Below are 18,055 nucleotides of genomic sequence, written 5' to 3'. Positions count from 1 at the left end.
ATCGGCGCGGCGATACTGGATATATCATGACCGTGTGTGCGCCGAACGCGAACATGCACATTCCTCCGACGATCAGCGAGTGGTTCCCGGCGCTGCTCGACGGACCTTCGCCTATGGCGCGAAAGTTGACGTGAGGTCGAGCCATGCAACTTCAAACGGGTAACCTGTTCAGCGTCGAAGCGAAGCGCGGCGACGAAGAGCGGATCGACATGCTCATCACGGGGCAGCGCCTGAACGTGGAGCGGATCGTGTCGATGGGGCATGCGAGTCCTGAAGGGTTCTGGTACGACGACTCGCGCGCCGAATGGGTCGTGCTGCTGTCGGGTTCGGCCGCGCTCGAGTTCGAAGAAGACGCGACGATGCACGACATGCGTCCCGGCGACTACGTGCTGATCGACCCGCATTGCCGGCATCGGGTTGCGTCGACGCATGCCGAAGAGCAAACCGTCTGGCTTGCGATCTATCACGAACGCTGAATGGAGTGCCGGTTCATCGCTGCGTCCACGCACATACAACGACTAGTCCGGAATCTGCGCACCACGCCATATCTGACACTGCTGACGGACGACTTCATGCAACGAATCGTGCGCGCCATAGATACGGCGTAGCCGCATGGCATCGCTCAAACCGGAAGTCACCGTACGCCTGACGATATCCAGGCCTTCCTCCGCGCCCAGAACTTGCGCATGGCTCGCGATCGCGTCCAAGGTGGCAAGAATTTCGCCTCTGATCGGGCCGCGACTCCCCGTCTCCGGGTTCACGCATGTTCCATCCAACCCGTAGCGGCAGGCCATGAACCGGTTCGCCCGGTACACGTCGTAATCCTGCTCGCTTAGGCGCAAAGGCTGCTCGACCAGCAGATACCGCGAAAGCGCCTGGATGTAAGCGGCAATCGCGGCCGCCCATTCGACGCGTAGCGGCGTGTCCATCACACGTACTTCGACGGTGCCATACCCTGGGCTCGGACGAATGTCCCAGTAAAAGTCCTTCAAGCTTTTGACGAGACCCGTATTGGTCATGCGATCAAAATAGTGTTCGAATTCAGACCACTCGGTCACGAACGGCGCTCGCCCCGACAAGGGAAATGGGGCGATTGAGTTTAGACGGGCGCACTGGAAATTCGTGTCGGTTCGCTGAACAAACGGAGACGAAGCAGCCAGGGCTATGAAGTGCGGGACGTAACGCGAAAGCGAATGCAGGAGAACGAGCGCCGAGTCAGCGTCCGGGCAGCCTACATGCACGTGCTGCCCAAAGATCGTGAATTGCTGGTAGAGCGCCCCGTACAGCCCCATCAGGTACTCGGAACGTTCGCGTCCGTCGGAGCGCTGGTCGTACCAATTCTGGAAGAAATTCGTGCCTCCGCCGCAGACGCCGACATTCAGAAAGTCGGCGGCCCGTACCAGCGTATCGCGAAGGGTCAGCAATTCGCTCTTCGCCTGATCGAAATTCCTGCAAATGCCGGTCGACAACTCGATCATTCCCTCTGTCGTCTCCGGATTGATTGCCCCTGCAAACGTCTCCTCTCTCACTCGATTCAGCAATTCCGTTGTTGCCTTCGTCAGATTGTAGTCGTGGGTATTGACGACTTGGATTTCGAGTTCGACTCCAATCGTGAACGAATCGGATGATGCAAATGGCTGCAGCATGGGATGTCCTCTTGCACGACGGTAGAGACCCAAAGGAGCGATCTCATTCTACGCGCCCTGGTTTGTGTCAATCGGGCCCGCTTTGCGGACGCGCGTACCAATCTCAGCCTGCCGATGAAGCGTTCGCCCTACATCGGCGACCCTGCATGCACGCCGTCGCGGGCGTTCAGAGCGTCAACCTGAAGCTGCGCGCGAGCAGCCCTGGCAGCTGCATGCCACCGGTCGAGCGCTCACCCCATGTCCAGTCGTTCAGGAGCAACTCGGGCGTGGCGCCGAGGTGCTCAAGTTCGCTTCCGAGCAGCCGGTAGAGGCTGTCGTCGAAGCGCATTGCCTCGACGGGCGCGACGATCTCCCCGCGCTCCACCCAGAACGTCGCGAAGCGCGTCATGCCGGTCAGCCGGCAATCCATCCGGTCGGAAAAGTTCACGTACCACAGGTTGCCGATGTAAAGCCCGGTGTCCAGCGCCGCGAGCACGTCGGCGTCGGCGAGATCGCCGCCTTGCATCGAAAGCGAGACCGGCATTTCGCTCGCGAGCGCGCCATTGGGGCGCAACCCGTATTCGCGGGCCGTGCGCGCGCTCGTGAGCTGCTGCGCGCTGCGGCCCGCCTCGACGAGCGGCACGGTCTCGCGCTGGAAGCCGTCTTCGCTGAAGCGCGGCGCGATGCCGAGATCAAGGTCCTCGGTCAGCATGACGCGCGGGTCCAGCGATATTTCCCCGCGATTGAGTCGATAGAGTTCGCTGCGCGCCGTCGCTTGCTGGCGGGCCGAGAACGCCGTGAAGGAAGCCGTGCCGATCAATTCGACGAGCGCGGCTGGCGCCAGCCACGCGCGATAGAGCCCCGGGTCCAGTGCGCGCGGCGTGCGAGCGAGCACTGGTATGCGCGCGGCGGCCGCTTCGAGTTTCGTCGCGAAGGTCTCGTCGCTCCATTCCTCGCCCGCGTAGCTGGACTTGAGCGCGCGCCCGCTGGCGTCGTACAGGGACCAACTGAAATTGAAGTTGTCGACCGCGTACCAGCCGCGGCTGCCGCTCGACGAAGCAAAGCCGCGCGCCATCGATCCACCTGCATAAAAGCCGACGAAGTCGAGCCCGGCTGCGCCTCTTTCGACCGCGCTCAAGAGCGATTCGATATCCGGCAGCGTACCGCGGCGCCGCGTGGTCTGCGTCCACGCCGAGGTATCGACGAGCAAATGAGGATCGGGGCTCGCGTCGCGCAGCGCCTCGCGCAGTGCGGCGAGCGCTTCGGCGATGGCCTCGCCATCCGCCTGCGCGTCGCCGCACACCGTGAGCGTCGAATAGGCCTGGCGTTCGTCTTCGATGAGCCGCACGGTCAGCGTGCCCTGCGACACGTGGCCGATCTGGCGCACCTTGCCTGCATTGAAGCGCACGAAGTCCGATTCTTCGGCGGCAAGCGTCGTCAACGCCGTTTCGCCTGCGGCGAGCCGGTGCTCGATGGCATCGGCAAGCATCGTGAAGTGGTGCTGCCAGTCGATCGTCCCGGCCGTCATCGCGTGCCTCCGAAGACATCCACGTCGCTGAACACGCACGCGGGCGACGCATGGCCCACGCGCACGATCTGCATCGGCTCGCCCTTGCCGCACATCGCGGTGCCGAACACGCCGCGCGTGTCCTCGTTGCCGACAGCGGCAAGGCTCTGCCAGAACGTTGCCGATATGCCCCGGTAGCCCGGTTGCCTCACCACCTGCGAGAGCTGGCCGTTCTCGATCAACTGCCCGAATTCGCAGCCGAACTGGAACTTGTTGCGATGATCGTCGATGGACCACGACGTATTCGTGCGCATGAGGATGCCGCGTTCGATGCCGGCGATCATCTCATCCAGTGAACTCGCGCCCGGCTCGATATTGAGGTTCGCCATGCGGTCGATGGGCGGGCGGTTCCAGCTCGATGCCCGCGAATTCGCGACGCCCGCGAGCCCCGCGCGCTGCTGCGAGAGCGTGCCACCGAGCGCGCGCTCGAGCACGCCGTCGCGGATCAGGTAGTGCTTGCGTGCTGCGGCGCCGTCGTCGTCGAACGCATAGGCAGCGGCTTCGCCGGGCAAGGCGGGATCGAACGTGACGTTCAGGAGCGACGAGCCGTATCGATAGGTGCCGAAGAATGCCGGCTTCACGAAGCTCGATCCGGCGAAGTTGCGCTCGTCGCCGAGAATGCGATCGAGTTCGAGCGGATGCCCGATCGATTCGTGGATCTGCAGCATCATCTGGTCGGGCATGAGGAGAAGGTCGCGCGCGCCGCTCGGACAGTTCGGTGCGGCGAGAAGCATGAGCGCTTCGCGCGAGAGCCGGTCGCCCGCGCCATCGAAGTCGAAATGGCCGAGTATCTCGACGCCGCCTTGCGCGATCGTCCCGTAGTCGCCGCCGAGCGTGCGGACCTGCGTATCGCCGTCAGCGTGCGCTACGACCGTGAATTGCGGCATCACGAACCTGAAGCGCTGCTCGATGCGCACGCCGTCGCTGGTGATCAGGATCTGATCGCTTTCCGTGACCTGCACGGACGCGATGCGCTCGACGATGCGCGCGTCGATCCGTGCCGCCGCGCATTCGTGTGCGAGCCGCGCGAGCCATTCCGGCCGTGTCGGCAGCGCCGTCGTCGTGCCCGGCGACTCGTACACGCCGCTTTGCGACGGCCGCGCGGCGTGCCGGTGATCAACGAGTGAGAGACGCGTGCTCGACCCGGCGCGACGCGTGGCGATGTCGAGCGCCGCCTGCAGGCCCGCGGCGGACAGGTCGGGCGTCGCTGCGTACCCCGCGCCGGCGCCGCGCCATGCGGTGAGCATCGCGCCGCGGTCGCGCACGCGGCGCACGGGCTGGGCGACGTCGTTGCGCACCTGATGATCGTCGGTGCGTTCGTCGACGAAGCGCACCGAGTAGAAGTCCGCCGCGCTTGCCAGCGTGCTGACATGATCGATGGTCATATCGGTTCGCATGTGTACGTGTCTCTCATATGCGATTCGCGAACCGCGTGGCGAGCGCGGCCCTGAAGCGGTCGGCGATTCTGGCGAAGCCGGCGCCAGTCGGGTGCAGTTCGTTGGCCCAGTCGCCCGGCGCGAGCGTGCCCTGCGTTTCGACCAGCACCATGTCGTGGGCGGGGACGCTCGCGAGCCGCTGCAGCATCGCGCGGAACTCGACGAGGATCGTCTTCACGATCAGCGTGCCGGGCGCAAGGCCCGACCAGCCACGATCAACGAGAGAAGGGCGCAGCCACGGCCCCGCGAGATGGCAGGCCGAGACGCCGGAGGGAATCGCAAAGTCGTACGCGTGCACGAAAATCGGCGCGTGAGGCGCGAACTGGTCGCGGATACGGATCAGGTCGAGATAGGCGCTCTCGACCACGCCGAAGATGTTGCCGAGGCGCTGGGCATCGACGCCCTGCGCAGGGTTGTTGCCGACTGCGCTCGCGTCGTTGAGCCAGAAGCGGAACTGGTCGCCGACCACGTCGTTGCCGCCGCCGGAGAAGAGCAGGGCGTCGATCGGTCCGTTGGCCGGGTCCTGTAACTGGGCGATGAGGCGTTTGCGCTTGGTCACGCCGAGGAGCGTCGTGGTGGCGTCGCTGTAGTGCGCGAGCTTGAGGATCATCGGGGCGGGGTCGCCTGTGTCCCTGAGCGCCTGCAAAACATCCGTGGCGTGGAGCGGGTCCGGGAGCGGATAGTCGAACCAGGAGTCGCCGTCGCCGATCAGGATGAGCGGAGCGGGCGCGCTGGCGGGCTGAGCGTGCAGCGCTTTCGCCTGCAGTACGTCGTGCTGGTGTGTCTTGACGCGCGCCTTCAGATCCTGCTCGATCTGTTCCTGCCAGCGCTCGTATTGGTTGTTCGCCGGACCTGTCATGGTGTCTCCGTTGCGCCTGCAGGGAGTGCGCCGATGCACGCGCGTTCACGGAGTCATTGTACTTGCACGGGCGACCGGTCGAATCGGTGCAGCGTGCATCACTTCTGGTCGTTTGCGAGCGGCGAGCCGTTCAATCGCCCGGATAGGGTCTGGGGGTCGTGCCCCAGGGCAGCTGAATGGTGTCCCGATCCAACACAACGAGATCTTGCCTGTTGGCATCTTTCAGTTGCTCAACAGCATTGGAGGCGCTCGTGGATCACATCACCCCGTGCGAGCAGCAAATGTCAGATTCCCACCGGGAAACCCTTGCAGCCTGCGCAGAGTTCATCACTTAACTAGTTAGCGAGGCGATTCGCTTTTCGCCAACGCGCCGCAGCATTGGCGCCATCCCCGCTGGATAGATCATCGAGGCACATAAACCAGCGTCAGTGTCACAGTGCAGCAACCAATTGAATACTGAGCCGCTAGTATTGATGGAATGCTCCTTTAGGGAACGCCGCGTTCACGTTCTCCTCTAGACGCCGGTGAACCCAGACTGCCGTGCAAAGCGCTCAACGAGCGTACGGTCGGCGCAAACCGATTGCGCCAAGTCAGAGCCGTTCGCTTCGGTCTCGACAGGAGGCAACCATGTCACAAGGTTCCGAGGCGTCGCGGGTTTCCCGGCGCGATATTTTATGCACGTGCGGAGCGGCGATGTTCAGCTCGCTCCTCGCCGGTGCGCCTGGCAGTATCAAGTCTGCCCGCGCGGCCGCGCTGAACACACCTGTGCCCGAAGTGGATCGTCTCGCGGTGCGAGTCGTCACAGATAGCTATCACCTGGCTATCGCACCGAATATGAAGGTGGGGGAGGTGGAGGTCGTGCGCTTCGGTATGCCTCCGGCAGGTAAATCCCTGCTTGAGGAATTCGGATTGGCGATGCACCTCGAATCGAAACGGGGCGATGAGACGAGAAACGTCCTGCTAGATTTTGGATTCACCCCGGAGGCGTTGAACAACAATATCGCCATGCTCGGGATTTCGCCTCGATCTGTCGATGCACTGATCCTGAGCCATGGCCACTACGACCACTTCGGCGGGTTAGTCGGCTTTCTCAAACAGAATCGGGGGAAACTCCGCGCGAATCTTCCTCTCTACGTAGGCGGCGAAGAAACCTTCTGCACTCGCGAATGGACCGCCGGTAAAGTGGAAGACTTTGGCTATCTCGATCGAAATGCGCTGCTCGGCGCTGGAGTGAAGATCGTCTTCGCGCCAAATCCCTCTGTCGTGGCGGATCATGCTTTCACCGCCGGCACGATTCCGACTACATCGTTCGAAAAAGTACTGGCACCGACGCGCATGACGGTCGGCGTCAAAGACGGTATCGGTTGCTATCCCGACAAACTCCCCGCGGAAAAGCAAACTGCCAAGGTCGTGCCCGACGACTTTCAGCATGAACTGGCTACTTGCTTCAGCGTCAAGAATCGCGGTTTGGTCGTGATCACGTCTTGCAGCCATCGCGGTGTCGTGAATTCGGTAAAGCGGGCTGTCGAAGTGTCCGGCATCGACAAGGTGCATGCGGTGATGGGCGGATTCCATCTGGCGCCGCACAAGGTGGACTACGTACGCGAAACCGTAGCGGCCCTGAAAGAAATCAATCCCGATGTCGTCATTCCGATGCATTGCACCGGAGAGACCTTCATCGAGGTGATGCAGAAGGAAATGCCCGATAAATTCGTTCGATCTTACGCGGGCAGTCTGTACATCTTTGGAACATGAGCGCGATGCCCGCTGCGCACCAAGGATCGAACGGACCGGCTCGACCAGCGCCGACAGATGAAACGAATGCTCATAAAGCGTCCCGAGACCAAGCAGGCAAGGACCAGGTGAATACATCGTGTTCAAACGGTCTGATTGACGTGCGTTCCAGGCATGCCGATGACGGACTCACCGCGCCTAGCTCCCGGGTGCGTCGTTGAACGCAGCGGCGGTGCCTGGCACGCCCTGCGTCCGGCTGCTGCGTTCGAGTTCTTCTTTCAGCGCTGCGGTCTTGGATGCGCTCGCAACCGGCCGGGTCGATGGCGTCAGTGCGGGAAGGATGAAATCGTTCACCATGTGACGGTACTGGTTGAGATACGTCGCATCACGCAAGCCCCCATCCGTCGGCAGGAGGCTCGTCATCACGACGACCGCATGCTGCGCGGGCAGTACGGTGATGAATTGGCCCTTGAAGCCCATCGCGCCGAATTCCGGCTGTCCTTTCTCGACGACGTGCTGAATCCAGCAGTAGTAGCCGTAGTCGGCGGCGGCCGGCGAGGGCGACTTCATCTGCCTTATCCATGCTTGCGGGACGATCTGCTTGCCTTGCCAGCGACCGTCGTCGAGCATCAGCATGCCGATCTTCGCCATGTCTATTGCGCGCAGACGCAGACCCCAGCCGCCCGCGACTGCGCCCGTCTCGTCGACGCCCGTCCAGCGGTAGTGCGACATGCCGAGCGGCTTGAAGAGTTTCGCTTCGGCGAAACGGTCCTCACGTTCGTGCGCGGCGACGCTGACTGCCGTGCCGGCCAATACCGGATTCACGTCGATGTAATCGAAGTCCGTACCGGGCGCCTTCGCGGCGCGGGCCGTCACCGCGACGCGCAACCGGTCTGGCGCGCCGTAGTAGAGCGGATCGGTGCCTTCGCGCGTTTGATAGCTGAGGCCGCTCGACATCGACATCAGGTGGCGCAGCTCGATGTCCTGCTTGTCTGCGAGTTGCGACGCGAGATCGGGCCGCGCTTTCGCGATCAACGGCGCAACTCTGGTGGTCGGGCTCAGCTTGCCCTGCCCCTCCAGCACACCGACGAGCAATGACGTAATAGTCTTCGTGACCGAATAGAGCTCGTAGTTGTTGTCGCGCGTGAGGCCGTCCCCATAGCGCTCGAACACGATCTTGCCGTCCTTCACGACGACGAGGCTGCGCACGTCCATCTTGCCGGCGCGCAACCACTCGGACAGGTGCACGAGCGGCGCAGAATCGACGCCGACCGATTCGGGCACAACCGTGGGCATGTCTTTCGACGAGTCGCCAGCGGCATGCGCGGCGACGCACAATAATGACGCCGCCACCGAAGTCAGGATCAGTTTCATTTTTTGCACCTCAGTCGAGATTGGGTTTGCCTGCGGCGAGAAACCGTCCGCGTCCCGCTTGGGCGTTCAGAAGCCTGCCGTCCTCCACGAGCAGTTCGCCGCGAGAGAAGCAATGGCGCGGCCAGCCGATCACTTCGATGCCTTCATAGGGCGTGTAGTCGACGGCGTGATGCAACGAGGCATTGGCGATCGTCACGCGCTTCTCCGGATCCCACACGACAATGTCCGCATCCGCTCCGACCGCAATCGTGCCTTTTCTCGGATAGAGGCCATAGAGTTTCGCGGGCTTGAGCGAGGTCAGTTCCACGAACTGATGCAGCGAGATGCGTCCTTCTTTCACGCCTCGGAAGAGCAGAGGCAAGCGAGTCTCGAGCCCGGGAATGCCGTTCGGAATGTGTTCGAACGACACTTCCTTGCCGCCCGGTTTTTTTCCTTGAGGATCGTCGTACGAGAAGGGCGCGTGATCGGACGACACCAGCGAGAACACGCCCTGACGCAATGCCTTCCACACCGCGTTCTGATTCGCGGGATCGCGCGGCGGCGGGCTGCATACGCACTTCGCACCTTCGTATTCGCCGCAGCCGAGATCGTCGGCCGTCAGATACATGTACTGCGGGCACGTCTCCGCGAGGATCGGCAGGCCGCGCGACTGCCCCCAACGGATTTGCTCGATCGCATCGGCGCCCGATACGTGCACGATGAGAATCGGCACGTCGACCAGTTCCGCGAACGCGATCGCGCGATGCGTCGCCTCGCGCTCGACCACGGCGGGCCGCGCGAGCGCGTGTGCGTGCGGTGCCTGAATGCCCCTGCCCAGCAGCCGCTCGGTGAGCCAGCCGATGCAGTCCGAGTTCTCTGCATGGACCATTACGAGCGCGCCATGTTCGCGGGCGACCGTGAGTACGTCGAGCATCTGGCGATCGTTCAGCTTGAGGTCGTCGTAAGTCATGTAGACCTTGAACGACGTGTAGCCGCTGGCAATCAGACGCGGCAGCTCTTCTGCGAGCACATGCGGCGTGGGATCGGCGACGATCAGGTGAAAACCGTAGTCGATGAGCGCGCGGCCCTCCGCCCGGCGATGGTAATCGTCCACCGCCGCCTGCAGCGATTGCCCCTTCGCCTGCGCGGCAAACGGAATCACCGTGGTCGTGCCGCCGCAAAGCGCCGAGCGCGTTCCGGTGAGAAAGTCGTCGGCCATGCGCAAGCCGTCGGGCATCGGCTGATCGAGATGGCAGTGGCCGTCGACGCCGCCCGGCAGCACCAGCATGCCGCTTGCATCCAGTTCGCGCGGCGCTTCGGGCAAGCCTTGTCCGAGCATGGCCACGCGACCGTCGCGAATGCCGATGTCGCAGGTGAAGCGGTCCGACGCGGTGACGACGTCGGCGTGACGGATCACGAAATCCAGATCGTTGTGCATGGCCTCGTTCCTTTAGATGACTTCGCTGAAAAGACGGCCCCAGCCTTTCACGCGGCGCGTGTCGTAATCGGCGAGCTGCAGCGATTTCCAGACGACCGTGGTGATGGTGTCGTAGATCGGAATGCCCGTTTCTTCTTCCAGCTCGGGCACGAGATGCGCGGCATTCAGATTCGTGCAGAAGATCGAGATCGCGCGCGGCTTGTCTTTTGCGACTTCGCGCACCATGCGGCGGATTTCATCGGGCTGCACTTCGGAAAACGAGAAATTCACCTTCAGGTTCAGATGCCGCTCGGCGATGCAGTTCAGGCCCTCGCTGCGGTAGTTGGCGATGATCTTTTCCTGCACGTCGTCGAGATACGGCGTGACGAGTCCGAATTCATGAGCGTCGGTCTTCTTCAGGATCTCGTTGAGCGCGAGCACGGAGGTCGTCGCCGGAATGCCGGTCGCCTCCGTGATGCGACGGCAGAGGCGCTCGTCGGCTTCGAAGCCGAGCCAGCCCGACGACGTCCCGTTCCACGCGATCACGTCGACCTTGGCATCGGCGAGCAGTTCGGCTGCCTGCAGGATCTTCGAATCGTCGAACTGGCCGAGCGCCTGGTCGCTCAAGGAAATCTCCGTGACCGGAAAGCGCGCGAAGTGCGCCGAGACGTCGGGGAGCCCCGCGACCATCGCGCTCGTCAGCGGTTCGAGCGACGTGTTGGACGAAGGCGTGAGCATGCCGAGCAGAGTGCGTTTTTTCATCGTGATGTCTCTAATGTGAAATTGAGCGAAGCGTTGTTGCGTGAGTCCCGTTCATACCGGAATCTTCTTTTCGTAATCGATGGCGCTGGAGCATACGAGCAGGCCGATCCCGGCTGCCGCGAAGAACATCAGCGCGAGGAAATAGGAGCCGGTGAATTGCACGATCGCACCGACGATGATCGGCACCGCGATGCCGCCGATGTTGCCGCCGAGATTCATGACGCCGCCGAGAAAGCCGATCTTGTTGCGTGTGCCGATGGACGACGGAATGCACCAGTACAAACCGCACCAGCGAAGGAAGAAGAGCGTGGTGGAGAGCAGGGCGACGACCACCACCGGATTGGTCACGTAGGCGACCGAGAAGATCGAAACCGTCGCGATGATCGCCGCGATGCTGAACAGCGTGCGCATCACGACATTGGGGCGTCCGCCCGCGGCCTTCCACTTGTCGGCGATCCAGCCGCCGAGCAGTTCGCCGACGAAGCCGCTGAAAAAGATGATGAAGCTCGAACCGCCCATCTGCTTGATGTCGAAGCCATGGACCATATGCAAGTAGTTCGGCATCCACGTGAGCAAGCCGTAGAACACGCTGTTGAAGCACATCCAGCCGAGGAACATGCACCACACCGAGCGGTACTTGAAGAAATCGCTCGAGCGGCCTGAGAGCGACGGCGGTTCGAGCGCGGCGTCGCGTGCGTGCGACTCCTCGATGTATTCGGCTTCGAGTTCGTTCACGCCGGGATGCTCGCGCGGCGTATTGCGAATGTAGAACCACGCGAGGATGCCCGCCAGCACCGTGCCGATGCCCGCCACCGCGAAGGCGATACGCCACGAGCCGAGCATCGCGATCAGTCCCGTGATGATGATGGCGCCGAGCGCCGCACCGAGCGGCGCGCCGCCGTCGAGCAGCGTGGCACCGCGGCCGCGCTCGGTCTGCGTCATCCAGATGGCGTTGAGCTTGCCGCCCGCCGGATAGATGGGCGCCTCCGACGCGCCGAGCCCGAGACGCGTGAGCAGCAGGCCCGGCGCGCTCGTGCAGACGGCGGCAATCGCCTGGAAGAAGCCCCAGAAAACGGTTGCTATGGCGATCACGATGCGCGGCTTGAAGCGGTCCGCGAGCATGCCGCCCGGGATCTGCATGACCGCGTAGGTCCAGAAGAAGGAGCTGAGGATCAGCCCTTCCATGGCCGGGCCGATGTTGAACTCCTTTGAAATCAGCGGCATCGCGACGGAGAGCGACGCGCGGTCGATGTAGTTGATCGCGATGAGGCTCAGCATGACGACGAAAATCTTCCAGCGGACGGTGGACCTTCCCACCGCCATTGCGGCAACACCGGATGTTGAAGACATGAACGGGCTCCAGGATAGACGGATGTTTTCGTGACGTCGCGCAACGTGAAGCAGAGTATAGGATTAGAAATTTATAATTACAAACAGTGTAAACGCTTGGTTTTATTGAAAAATAGACTGCACGATGGCGGTGCAGGGTTTTCACCAAGTTCGTGATAAGCTTGCACTGCGATGAACCAGACCACTAGAAGCCCTCTCCTTTTGCGCACCCGCGGCATGGCTGCGGAGATCGCCGCGCGCCTGCGCGTCATGATCGACGAGGGCGAATTGCCGCCCGGCGCCCGAATCGACGAAAAGGAGTTGAGCGCCGCGTTCGACGTATCGAAGACACCTCTTCGTGAGGCGTTGAAGGTGCTGACTTCGGAAGGGCGCGTCACGCATAGGCAGTACATCGGTTATCGCGTGGCCGAGATCGATCTCGACGATCTCGTCGCTACGTTCGAGATGCTGCACGGGCTGGAAACCATGGCGGGCGAGCTGCTACAACAGCGTGTGACGAACTCGCAGGTTTCGGCGATCGCGGCGAAACACCGGCGCATGGTCGAATGTCACGAGGCGGGCAAGCGCGTGGAGTATTTCAGGCTCAATCAGCAGATCCATCAGATGATCGTCGACGCTGCGGCGAATCCGGTGCTCGCGGCCATTTATTCGACGCTGATGTCGAAGGTGCATCGCGCGCGCGGCGCGGCCAATGCCGATACGCTGCGCTGGGCCGAATCCGCGAGCGAGCATGAGGCCATTCTGGCTGCGCTCGAAGACGCTGAGCGTCGCGACTTGCCGCGCATATTGCGCGAGCATTCGGAGAACACGGCGCGCGAAGTGCTCGCCGTATTGATGCGCGCGCGAGGCGATGCGCCTGCCGGAGATCTGGCGCGCAAGGAAGTGTCGATCTAGGCACCCTGGCCGTTGCGGGCACTCATGAAGCGTCTGAATCGCCAGCGTGAGGCGACACCGATCCCATCACATTAGAGTCAGGCGCCCCGGCGCGTGATTGCGCTCACTCGTGCGCAAGTGCCGCGGGAGCAAGCCGGCGATCTGGAAAAGGAGATAGATCGTCACCCGAGCAAACCCTGCACGCGATTGACGATTGCCTCGATACTGAAGGGTTTGGTGATCATTTGCATGCCTTCGTCGAGCAACTCGCCTTGTGCGGAAGCCAGTTCGGTATAGCCCGTCGTGAACAGCACGCGCAACGCAGGGCGCTTCGATCGTGCGGCATCGACCATCTGGCGACCGTTCATGCCGGGCAGGCCGACATCGGAAATCAGCAGGTCGATCCGCGTGTCGGACATCAGTGCCTTGAGCCCGGACGGACCGTCGAACGCGTGCAGCACAGTGAAGTTCAGCTCGCTCAGGACTTCGATCACGAGCTCTCTTACATCCGGATCGTCTTCGACGACGAGGATGGTCGCGGTCGATTTCGTTTCGGGCAGACCTGCGTCTTGCGAGGGACCCTCTATGGCAGCCTGCTCCAGTTGACCGTCCCGCTCGGGCAGGAAAAGCCGGACGGTCGTGCCCGTACCCGTTTCGCTTTCGAGTGCAGCGAAGCCGCCCGATTGCCCCGCGAAGCCATACACCATCGATAGTCCCAGGCCCGTGCCCTGGCCGAGCGGCTTGGTGGTAAAGAATGGCTCGAACGCTTGTCTCAGCACGTCGGGAGGCATGCCTGCGCCCGTGTCGCTTACCGCAATGCAAACGTACATGCCCGCTGGAACGTCGTGTCGAGTGGCCGCCTGCTCTTCGTCGACCCGCTCGCGCGAGGTTTCGATCGTCAGCGTGCCGCCGCCTTCGTGCATCGCGTCGCGTGCATTGATCGAGAGATTCAAGAGCGCGCTTTCGAGCTGGTTTGCGTCGCAACGGGTCCAGCAAGGCTGCGAGTCCAGCTTGAACCCGATACCAATGGATTCACCCATGGTTCTGCGCAGCAGCTCTTCGAGGCCCTGAACCAGTTCATTGACGTCGACGAAGTTCGGGTCGAGCGGCTGCCTGCGCGCAAACGCGAGCAGGCGTCGCGTGAGTCCGGCGGCGCGCTGGGCCGAAGACATCGCCATGTCGATATAGCGGTCGAGCGTGTTCGTCCGACCCAGCTCGACGAGGCGCCGGATCAATTCGAGCGGCCCGGTGATGCCCTGCAGCAGATTGTTGAAGTCATGCGCGAGACCGCCCGTCAATTGCCCGACGGCTTCCATCTTCAGGCTTTGGCGCAGTTGGTCTTCGAGCCGCCGCTGCTGCGTCATGTCGATGCCGACGCCCGTGCGGCGCACCGGGTTGTTGCTTTTATCGAAGTACGTGTGGCCGCGCGACAGTACCCATCGGGTAGAGCCGTCGGGATGAGCGATGCGATATTCGAGTTCCAGGTCGCCGCTGCGCTCGAGGCCGCCTTCCATCGTCGCTCGCAAGGCGGCGCGGTCGCCTTCATGGACGTTCGCGAGGAATGCCGTGCGTGCGATGCCATTGAGCGCCACTGTCGCATCGATGCCATACAGTTCCGAGATGGCCCCGTCGCAGAAGAAGCGATCGGTTGCCACATCGTAGGTCCATACCCCGACGCCACTCACCGCGGAGAGCGCGAGCCTGGCGAAGTCCATGGAATCGCTCAGAGCGAGTTCGTGTTCGCGTTCGCGCGTGACGTCGCGAGCGACGCAGAACAACCGGTTGTCGAACGGCTCGGCGCGCCAACTAAGAATGCGGTAGTCACCGGCGCGGGTTCGATAGCGGTTCTCGAACGTGAGCGTGGTTTTGCCTGCAGCGAGGCGTTTGACCTCGTCGCGCGTCTTTTGCCGATCGTCAGGGTGTTCGAGCCACTCGGATGTTTTTCCGAGAATTTCGTCCGCTTCCCAGCCGAGCACGGTGGTCCAGGCGGGATTCACGCTTGTCCAGACGCCGCGCGTATCGGCGATGCCGAGCATGTCGTGGCTTACCTGCCAGAACAGGTCGCGCTCACGTGCGCCGAGGGCGGCGTATGCGTTCGATGCTGTTGACTGGTGGGAAGCGTGAAGAGCGACGAGTTCGTTTCGCAGGCGCTCGTTCTCTGTCTGAAGCAAACGTTCTCGAGCGGAATAGTTGGGGTCGGAGATCATTCTTGACAGGATAAGGCGTAGCGGCGGGCGTTGCACGCAAGGTCTCGAGTTATGCGGCTTGCTAAAACGCCGTAAAGAAGGTTCTATCCGCGGCGCTGGCCGGCGCGGAAGTGGTTTTGGAGGCGGTAGGCGGCGAGAGCGGAACGCCCAAGAGTCTGGGCGGACATCCGGAGACGCGTATCCTCGGCGAGACTTTTTACGCGGCGGTCCCGTTTCTCCTTGGGCCTTACTTTGCCAGGCTCTTCGTCGCGCCTGTCTCGCCCGGGCTGACGGCGCTGCCCGATGCGCCGTTTGATGTGAATGGCAACCCAATGGTCTGCGCGACGCGGTGGACGAGTTCTTTGCCAACAACGACGCCGCCCGGGAAGTCCGGGTTCAAATTGCCACCGGCATCGGGGAAGATGCCTCGGCGCAATGGCCCCGAAGACGCAAGCGCGTACGTGACGGTTGCGCGCATCGGAGTCGCGCCTCAAGCTGCCTGGAGCGAGGCGCCCGGTAGCGATCGAAGGCGGCATGGCGCTCATTCCCTGGCATTGTCTGCAGGCGCACCGGCCGCCGGGCGGGGTGATGCGTTCGCGCAAGCCGTCATATGAAATATCGGATGGGTTTCGCGGCGAGCACAACGGATGTACGGCGCATGAGCCGCGCGCTTCCGTAAGGTTGGGCGACTCCCCCATCGCCGACCCAATCAGTCGGCCAGCGTGAAGGTGATGTCCTGAGCGCCCGACCACAAGACCAGCTTTCCAAAGTCTGCAAGGTGCTCGTGGCCTTCGAGCAGGGTGAAGAAATGATTCCCGGCAAGCTGGCCCATCTTGCTTGCGAAAATCGAACTGCCGTAGACAAACAGGAACTCGGTTTCGCTGAATCCACCTGGATAGAGCAGAATGTCTCCCCGCGAGGCGTGGCTCGTATGGTTTTCGAAACCTAACCCGGTATCGAAATCGCCCAACGGAATCCACACCGCTTCACCGCTCCAGCGCGAATGGATTACCTTGTTCTTGAAAGGCAGCAATTCGAGAAAGCGCTGACAGGTCAGCGGGGCCTTCTCTTCTTCAAGCCGCCCGATAAAGTGGAACGGTCCGGCTTCTACGTTGATTCTCGTCATGTCGCCTCCCGAATTCGGTAACAGTGCCGCTTTCATGCAAGAGAAAGACAGATGCGTGAAGCGGCCATCGAGGAAGAGTCATTCGCCCCCGTCGCCGGAGACTATCAAAGTTCGAACATGAAATTCAAGAGGCGAGCGGGTGCTTTCCGATGGAGCGGGCGTACTGTATTCCGGTGCAGCGCGCCGAATGTCACCGGCGCGGCGATGCGCAACAGGCACGTTTTCTCCAGGCCACGCGGCGCGCGGTTCGCGCGGGCAGATCGAGGCGACGACCGACAGGTTTCAAAGCCCGGGTTCAGTCCGTCTCAGTCATCGGACCGGGGACGATGAGGCGCGCCGGAACAGGCGACCGCGCGAGTCGCGACACGGCGTAGTAAAGCACGCCCGGCACGACGATGCCCACGATCCACGACACGTCCACGCCGCCGAGCGCGTCGACCCACGGACCCGTGTAGAAGCCCGTAGCGACGAACGGCATCTGTACGAGCACGCCAACCGCATAGACCACGATGCCGGCGACGTTCCATCGTCCGTAGCGTCCGTTGATGTCGAAGAGGGCGGGCACGTCGTAGCGCTCGCGCGTGACCCAGTAATAATCGACGAGGTTGATCGCGCTCCACGGTGTGAAGAACACGAGCAGAAACAGCAGGAAGGAGGAGAACGCCTTCAGGAACGAGTGCTGTCCGGCGAGCGCGAGTCCGCTCGAAGCGGCGACGCTGAGCAGCACGAAGACGAGACGCGTGCGGGCCGATATCTCACGCTGTCCGCCGAACCCGGTGACGATCGTCGCGACCGACATCACGCTGCCGTAGGCGTTGAGCGTGGTGATCGTCAGTTTCCCGAGCGCGATCGTGAAATAGAGCACGGCGGCAATCGCGCCGGTCGCGCCGAGTCCGACAATGAACGAGACCTCGTGCCCGGAGAAGTGATCGCCCGCGAGCGCGGCGGCCAGCACGCCGAAGGTCATCGAAACCTGCGCGCCGATCACCGTGCCGCTGAATACGGCGAAGAAGGTCTTGAGCGCGGAGGTCGACTTCGGCAGATAGCGCGAATAGTCCGCAACATAGGGTCCATACGCGATCTGCCACGAAGCGGACAGCGAGATGGCAAGGAGGAAGGACGCGACGGTGAAGTGCCGGTTCGCGAGCAGGGCGTCAAGCGCGTGGCCGTGGAGCAGGCTCGCGAAAAGATACAGAAACGCAAGCGTTCCGACGATGCTCGACAAGCGGCCCATCGCATGGATGATGCGGTAGCCGAGGCCGGTGAGCAGCACGACCAGTGCCGAGAAGATGAGGATCGACGTGGTGTTGTCCGTGTGCAGTAGTTCGGCGATCGCCTGTCCGGCGAGTACCGTGCCGCCCGCGGAGAAGCCGATGTACATCACGCAGACGAGCACCAGCGGAATGATCGCGCCATACAGGCCGAACTGCACGCGGCTGGAGATCATCTGCGGCAGGCCGAGTTGCGGACCCTGCGCGCCGTGCAATGCCATCACGGCGCCGCCGATGATCTGGCCGATCAGGAGCCCGATCAGCGACCAGAACACGTCGCCGCCGAGCACGACTGCGAGCGCGCCGACGACGACCGCCGTGACCTGAAGATTCGCGCCTAACCACAGCGTGAACTGGCTGAACAGATTGCCGTGGCGCTCGGAGTCGGGGATATAGTCGATTGAGCGGCGCTCGATCAGCGAGTCTTTGACGGCGAATGTCGTGGTTTCATGTTCCATGCTCGTCTCCTGAGCGGTGAGGAACTGCTATGAAAAGG

At 62.5% G+C, this 18,055-nt stretch carries 15 protein-coding genes; 3 read left to right on the top strand and 12 right to left on the bottom strand.

Annotation, left to right across the window (positions count from 1 at the left end; all coding sequences use genetic code 11):
• The first annotated feature begins 143 nt into the window (after positions 1-143).
• The gene (locus AWB65_RS18875) at positions 144-476 is read left to right on the top strand and encodes a cupin domain-containing protein (RefSeq protein WP_087668583.1); all 333 of its coding nucleotides are present in this window, start codon (positions 144-146) and stop codon (positions 474-476) included.
• Between the two features lie 42 nt (positions 477-518).
• On the opposite strand, the gene AWB65_RS18870 is transcribed toward AWB65_RS18875, so the two are convergent.
• The 4 genes from AWB65_RS18870 to AWB65_RS18855 all read right to left on the bottom strand — a co-directional run bounded on the left by AWB65_RS18870 (position 519) and on the right by AWB65_RS18855 (position 5,487).
• Positions 519-1,646: a YbdK family carboxylate-amine ligase gene (locus AWB65_RS18870; protein WP_087668582.1), complete on the bottom strand. Its 1,128-nt coding sequence runs from the start codon at positions 1,644-1,646 to the stop codon at positions 519-521.
• 166 nt (positions 1,647-1,812) lie between these two features.
• On the bottom strand, positions 1,813-3,153 hold the full coding sequence (locus AWB65_RS18865; protein WP_087668581.1) for a metallopeptidase TldD-related protein: 1,341 nt from the start codon (positions 3,151-3,153) through the stop codon (positions 1,813-1,815).
• A complete protein-coding gene (locus AWB65_RS18860) occupies positions 3,150-4,577 on the bottom strand; it encodes a TldD/PmbA family protein (RefSeq protein ID WP_235007675.1) in 1,428 nt (475 codons plus the stop codon). The genes AWB65_RS18865 and AWB65_RS18860 overlap by 4 nt, the downstream gene beginning before the upstream one ends.
• 25 nt (positions 4,578-4,602) lie before the next feature.
• Complete coding sequence (locus tag AWB65_RS18855) at positions 4,603-5,487, bottom strand: hypothetical protein (protein ID WP_087668579.1); 885 nt, start codon at positions 5,485-5,487, stop codon at positions 4,603-4,605.
• Between the two features lie 627 nt (positions 5,488-6,114).
• Here AWB65_RS18855 and AWB65_RS18850 point away from each other — a divergent pair.
• Positions 6,115-7,242: an MBL fold metallo-hydrolase gene (locus AWB65_RS18850; RefSeq protein WP_087668578.1), complete on the top strand. Its 1,128-nt coding sequence runs from the start codon at positions 6,115-6,117 to the stop codon at positions 7,240-7,242.
• A 177-nt stretch (positions 7,243-7,419) separates the two neighbouring features.
• Here the strand turns inward: AWB65_RS18850 and AWB65_RS18845 are convergent, their stop codons facing one another.
• From AWB65_RS18845 to AWB65_RS18830, 4 genes are read right to left on the bottom strand one after another with little or no spacing between them, the layout of a single operon-like run.
• The gene (locus tag AWB65_RS18845; protein WP_087668577.1) at positions 7,420-8,595 is read right to left on the bottom strand and encodes a serine hydrolase domain-containing protein; all 1,176 of its coding nucleotides are present in this window, start codon (positions 8,593-8,595) and stop codon (positions 7,420-7,422) included.
• Positions 8,596-8,605: 10 nt separating this feature from the next.
• Positions 8,606-10,012: a dihydropyrimidinase gene (hydA, locus tag AWB65_RS18840; RefSeq protein WP_087668576.1), complete on the bottom strand. Its 1,407-nt coding sequence runs from the start codon at positions 10,010-10,012 to the stop codon at positions 8,606-8,608.
• Between the two features lie 12 nt (positions 10,013-10,024).
• Positions 10,025-10,753 (bottom strand): maleate cis-trans isomerase family protein, encoded by a 729-nt coding sequence (locus AWB65_RS18835; protein ID WP_087668575.1) that lies wholly within the window; start codon positions 10,751-10,753, stop codon positions 10,025-10,027.
• A 51-nt stretch (positions 10,754-10,804) separates the two neighbouring features.
• Positions 10,805-12,103: an MFS transporter gene (locus tag AWB65_RS18830; protein WP_087668574.1), complete on the bottom strand. Its 1,299-nt coding sequence runs from the start codon at positions 12,101-12,103 to the stop codon at positions 10,805-10,807.
• A gap of 216 nt (positions 12,104-12,319) precedes the next feature.
• On the opposite strand from AWB65_RS18830, the gene AWB65_RS18825 reads away from it, so the two are divergent.
• Positions 12,320-12,997, top strand: coding sequence for a GntR family transcriptional regulator (locus tag AWB65_RS18825; RefSeq protein ID WP_087668573.1), 678 nt, complete (start codon positions 12,320-12,322; stop codon positions 12,995-12,997).
• 161 nt (positions 12,998-13,158) lie between these two features.
• Here AWB65_RS18825 and AWB65_RS18820 read toward each other — a convergent pair whose 3' ends face one another.
• From AWB65_RS18820 to AWB65_RS18805, 4 genes are all read right to left on the bottom strand, one after another.
• On the bottom strand, positions 13,159-15,147 hold the full coding sequence (locus tag AWB65_RS18820; RefSeq protein ID WP_159907706.1) for a hybrid sensor histidine kinase/response regulator: 1,989 nt from the start codon (positions 15,145-15,147) through the stop codon (positions 13,159-13,161).
• A gap of 262 nt (positions 15,148-15,409) precedes the next feature.
• On the bottom strand, positions 15,410-15,640 hold the full coding sequence (locus AWB65_RS36375; protein WP_159907683.1) for a hypothetical protein: 231 nt from the start codon (positions 15,638-15,640) through the stop codon (positions 15,410-15,412).
• Positions 15,641-15,871: 231 nt separating this feature from the next.
• Positions 15,872-16,288, bottom strand: a complete 417-nt coding sequence (locus tag AWB65_RS18810; protein ID WP_087668620.1) for a DUF3830 family protein — start codon at positions 16,286-16,288, stop codon at positions 15,872-15,874.
• 295 nt (positions 16,289-16,583) lie between these two features.
• The gene (locus AWB65_RS18805) at positions 16,584-18,017 is read right to left on the bottom strand and encodes a purine-cytosine permease family protein (RefSeq protein ID WP_087668571.1); all 1,434 of its coding nucleotides are present in this window, start codon (positions 18,015-18,017) and stop codon (positions 16,584-16,586) included.
• Positions 18,018-18,055: the final 38 nt, after the last annotated feature.

The sequence above is a fragment of the Caballeronia humi genome (assembly GCF_001544475.1).
GTDB lineage: Bacteria > Pseudomonadota > Gammaproteobacteria > Burkholderiales > Burkholderiaceae > Caballeronia > Caballeronia humi.
Note: the sequence above shows the minus strand (reverse complement) of the source record. Positions and strands in the feature narration are given on the sequence as shown.

Coding starts and splice junctions, on each gene's coding strand:
- AWB65_RS18875 (WP_087668583.1), top strand. CDS start 144: ATGCAACTTCAAACGGGTAACCTGTTCAGCGTCGAAGCGAAGCGCGGC.
- AWB65_RS18850 (WP_087668578.1), top strand. CDS start 6,115: ATGTCACAAGGTTCCGAGGCGTCGCGGGTTTCCCGGCGCGATATTTTA.
- AWB65_RS18860 (WP_235007675.1), bottom strand. CDS start 4,577: ATGACCATCGATCATGTCAGCACGCTGGCAAGCGCGGCGGACTTCTAC.
- AWB65_RS18870 (WP_087668582.1), bottom strand. CDS start 1,646: ATGCTGCAGCCATTTGCATCATCCGATTCGTTCACGATTGGAGTCGAA.
- AWB65_RS18845 (WP_087668577.1), bottom strand. CDS start 8,595: ATGAAACTGATCCTGACTTCGGTGGCGGCGTCATTATTGTGCGTCGCC.
- AWB65_RS18810 (WP_087668620.1), bottom strand. CDS start 16,288: ATGACGAGAATCAACGTAGAAGCCGGACCGTTCCACTTTATCGGGCGG.
- AWB65_RS18825 (WP_087668573.1), top strand. CDS start 12,320: ATGGCTGCGGAGATCGCCGCGCGCCTGCGCGTCATGATCGACGAGGGC.
- AWB65_RS18835 (WP_087668575.1), bottom strand. CDS start 10,753: ATGAAAAAACGCACTCTGCTCGGCATGCTCACGCCTTCGTCCAACACG.
- AWB65_RS18805 (WP_087668571.1), bottom strand. CDS start 18,017: ATGGAACATGAAACCACGACATTCGCCGTCAAAGACTCGCTGATCGAG.
- AWB65_RS36375 (WP_159907683.1), bottom strand. CDS start 15,640: ATGCGCGCAACCGTCACGTACGCGCTTGCGTCTTCGGGGCCATTGCGC.
- AWB65_RS18855 (WP_087668579.1), bottom strand. CDS start 5,487: ATGACAGGTCCGGCGAACAACCAATACGAGCGCTGGCAGGAACAGATC.
- AWB65_RS18865 (WP_087668581.1), bottom strand. CDS start 3,153: ATGACGGCCGGGACGATCGACTGGCAGCACCACTTCACGATGCTTGCC.
- AWB65_RS18830 (WP_087668574.1), bottom strand. CDS start 12,103: ATGTCTTCAACATCCGGTGTTGCCGCAATGGCGGTGGGAAGGTCCACC.
- hydA (WP_087668576.1), bottom strand. CDS start 10,012: ATGCACAACGATCTGGATTTCGTGATCCGTCACGCCGACGTCGTCACC.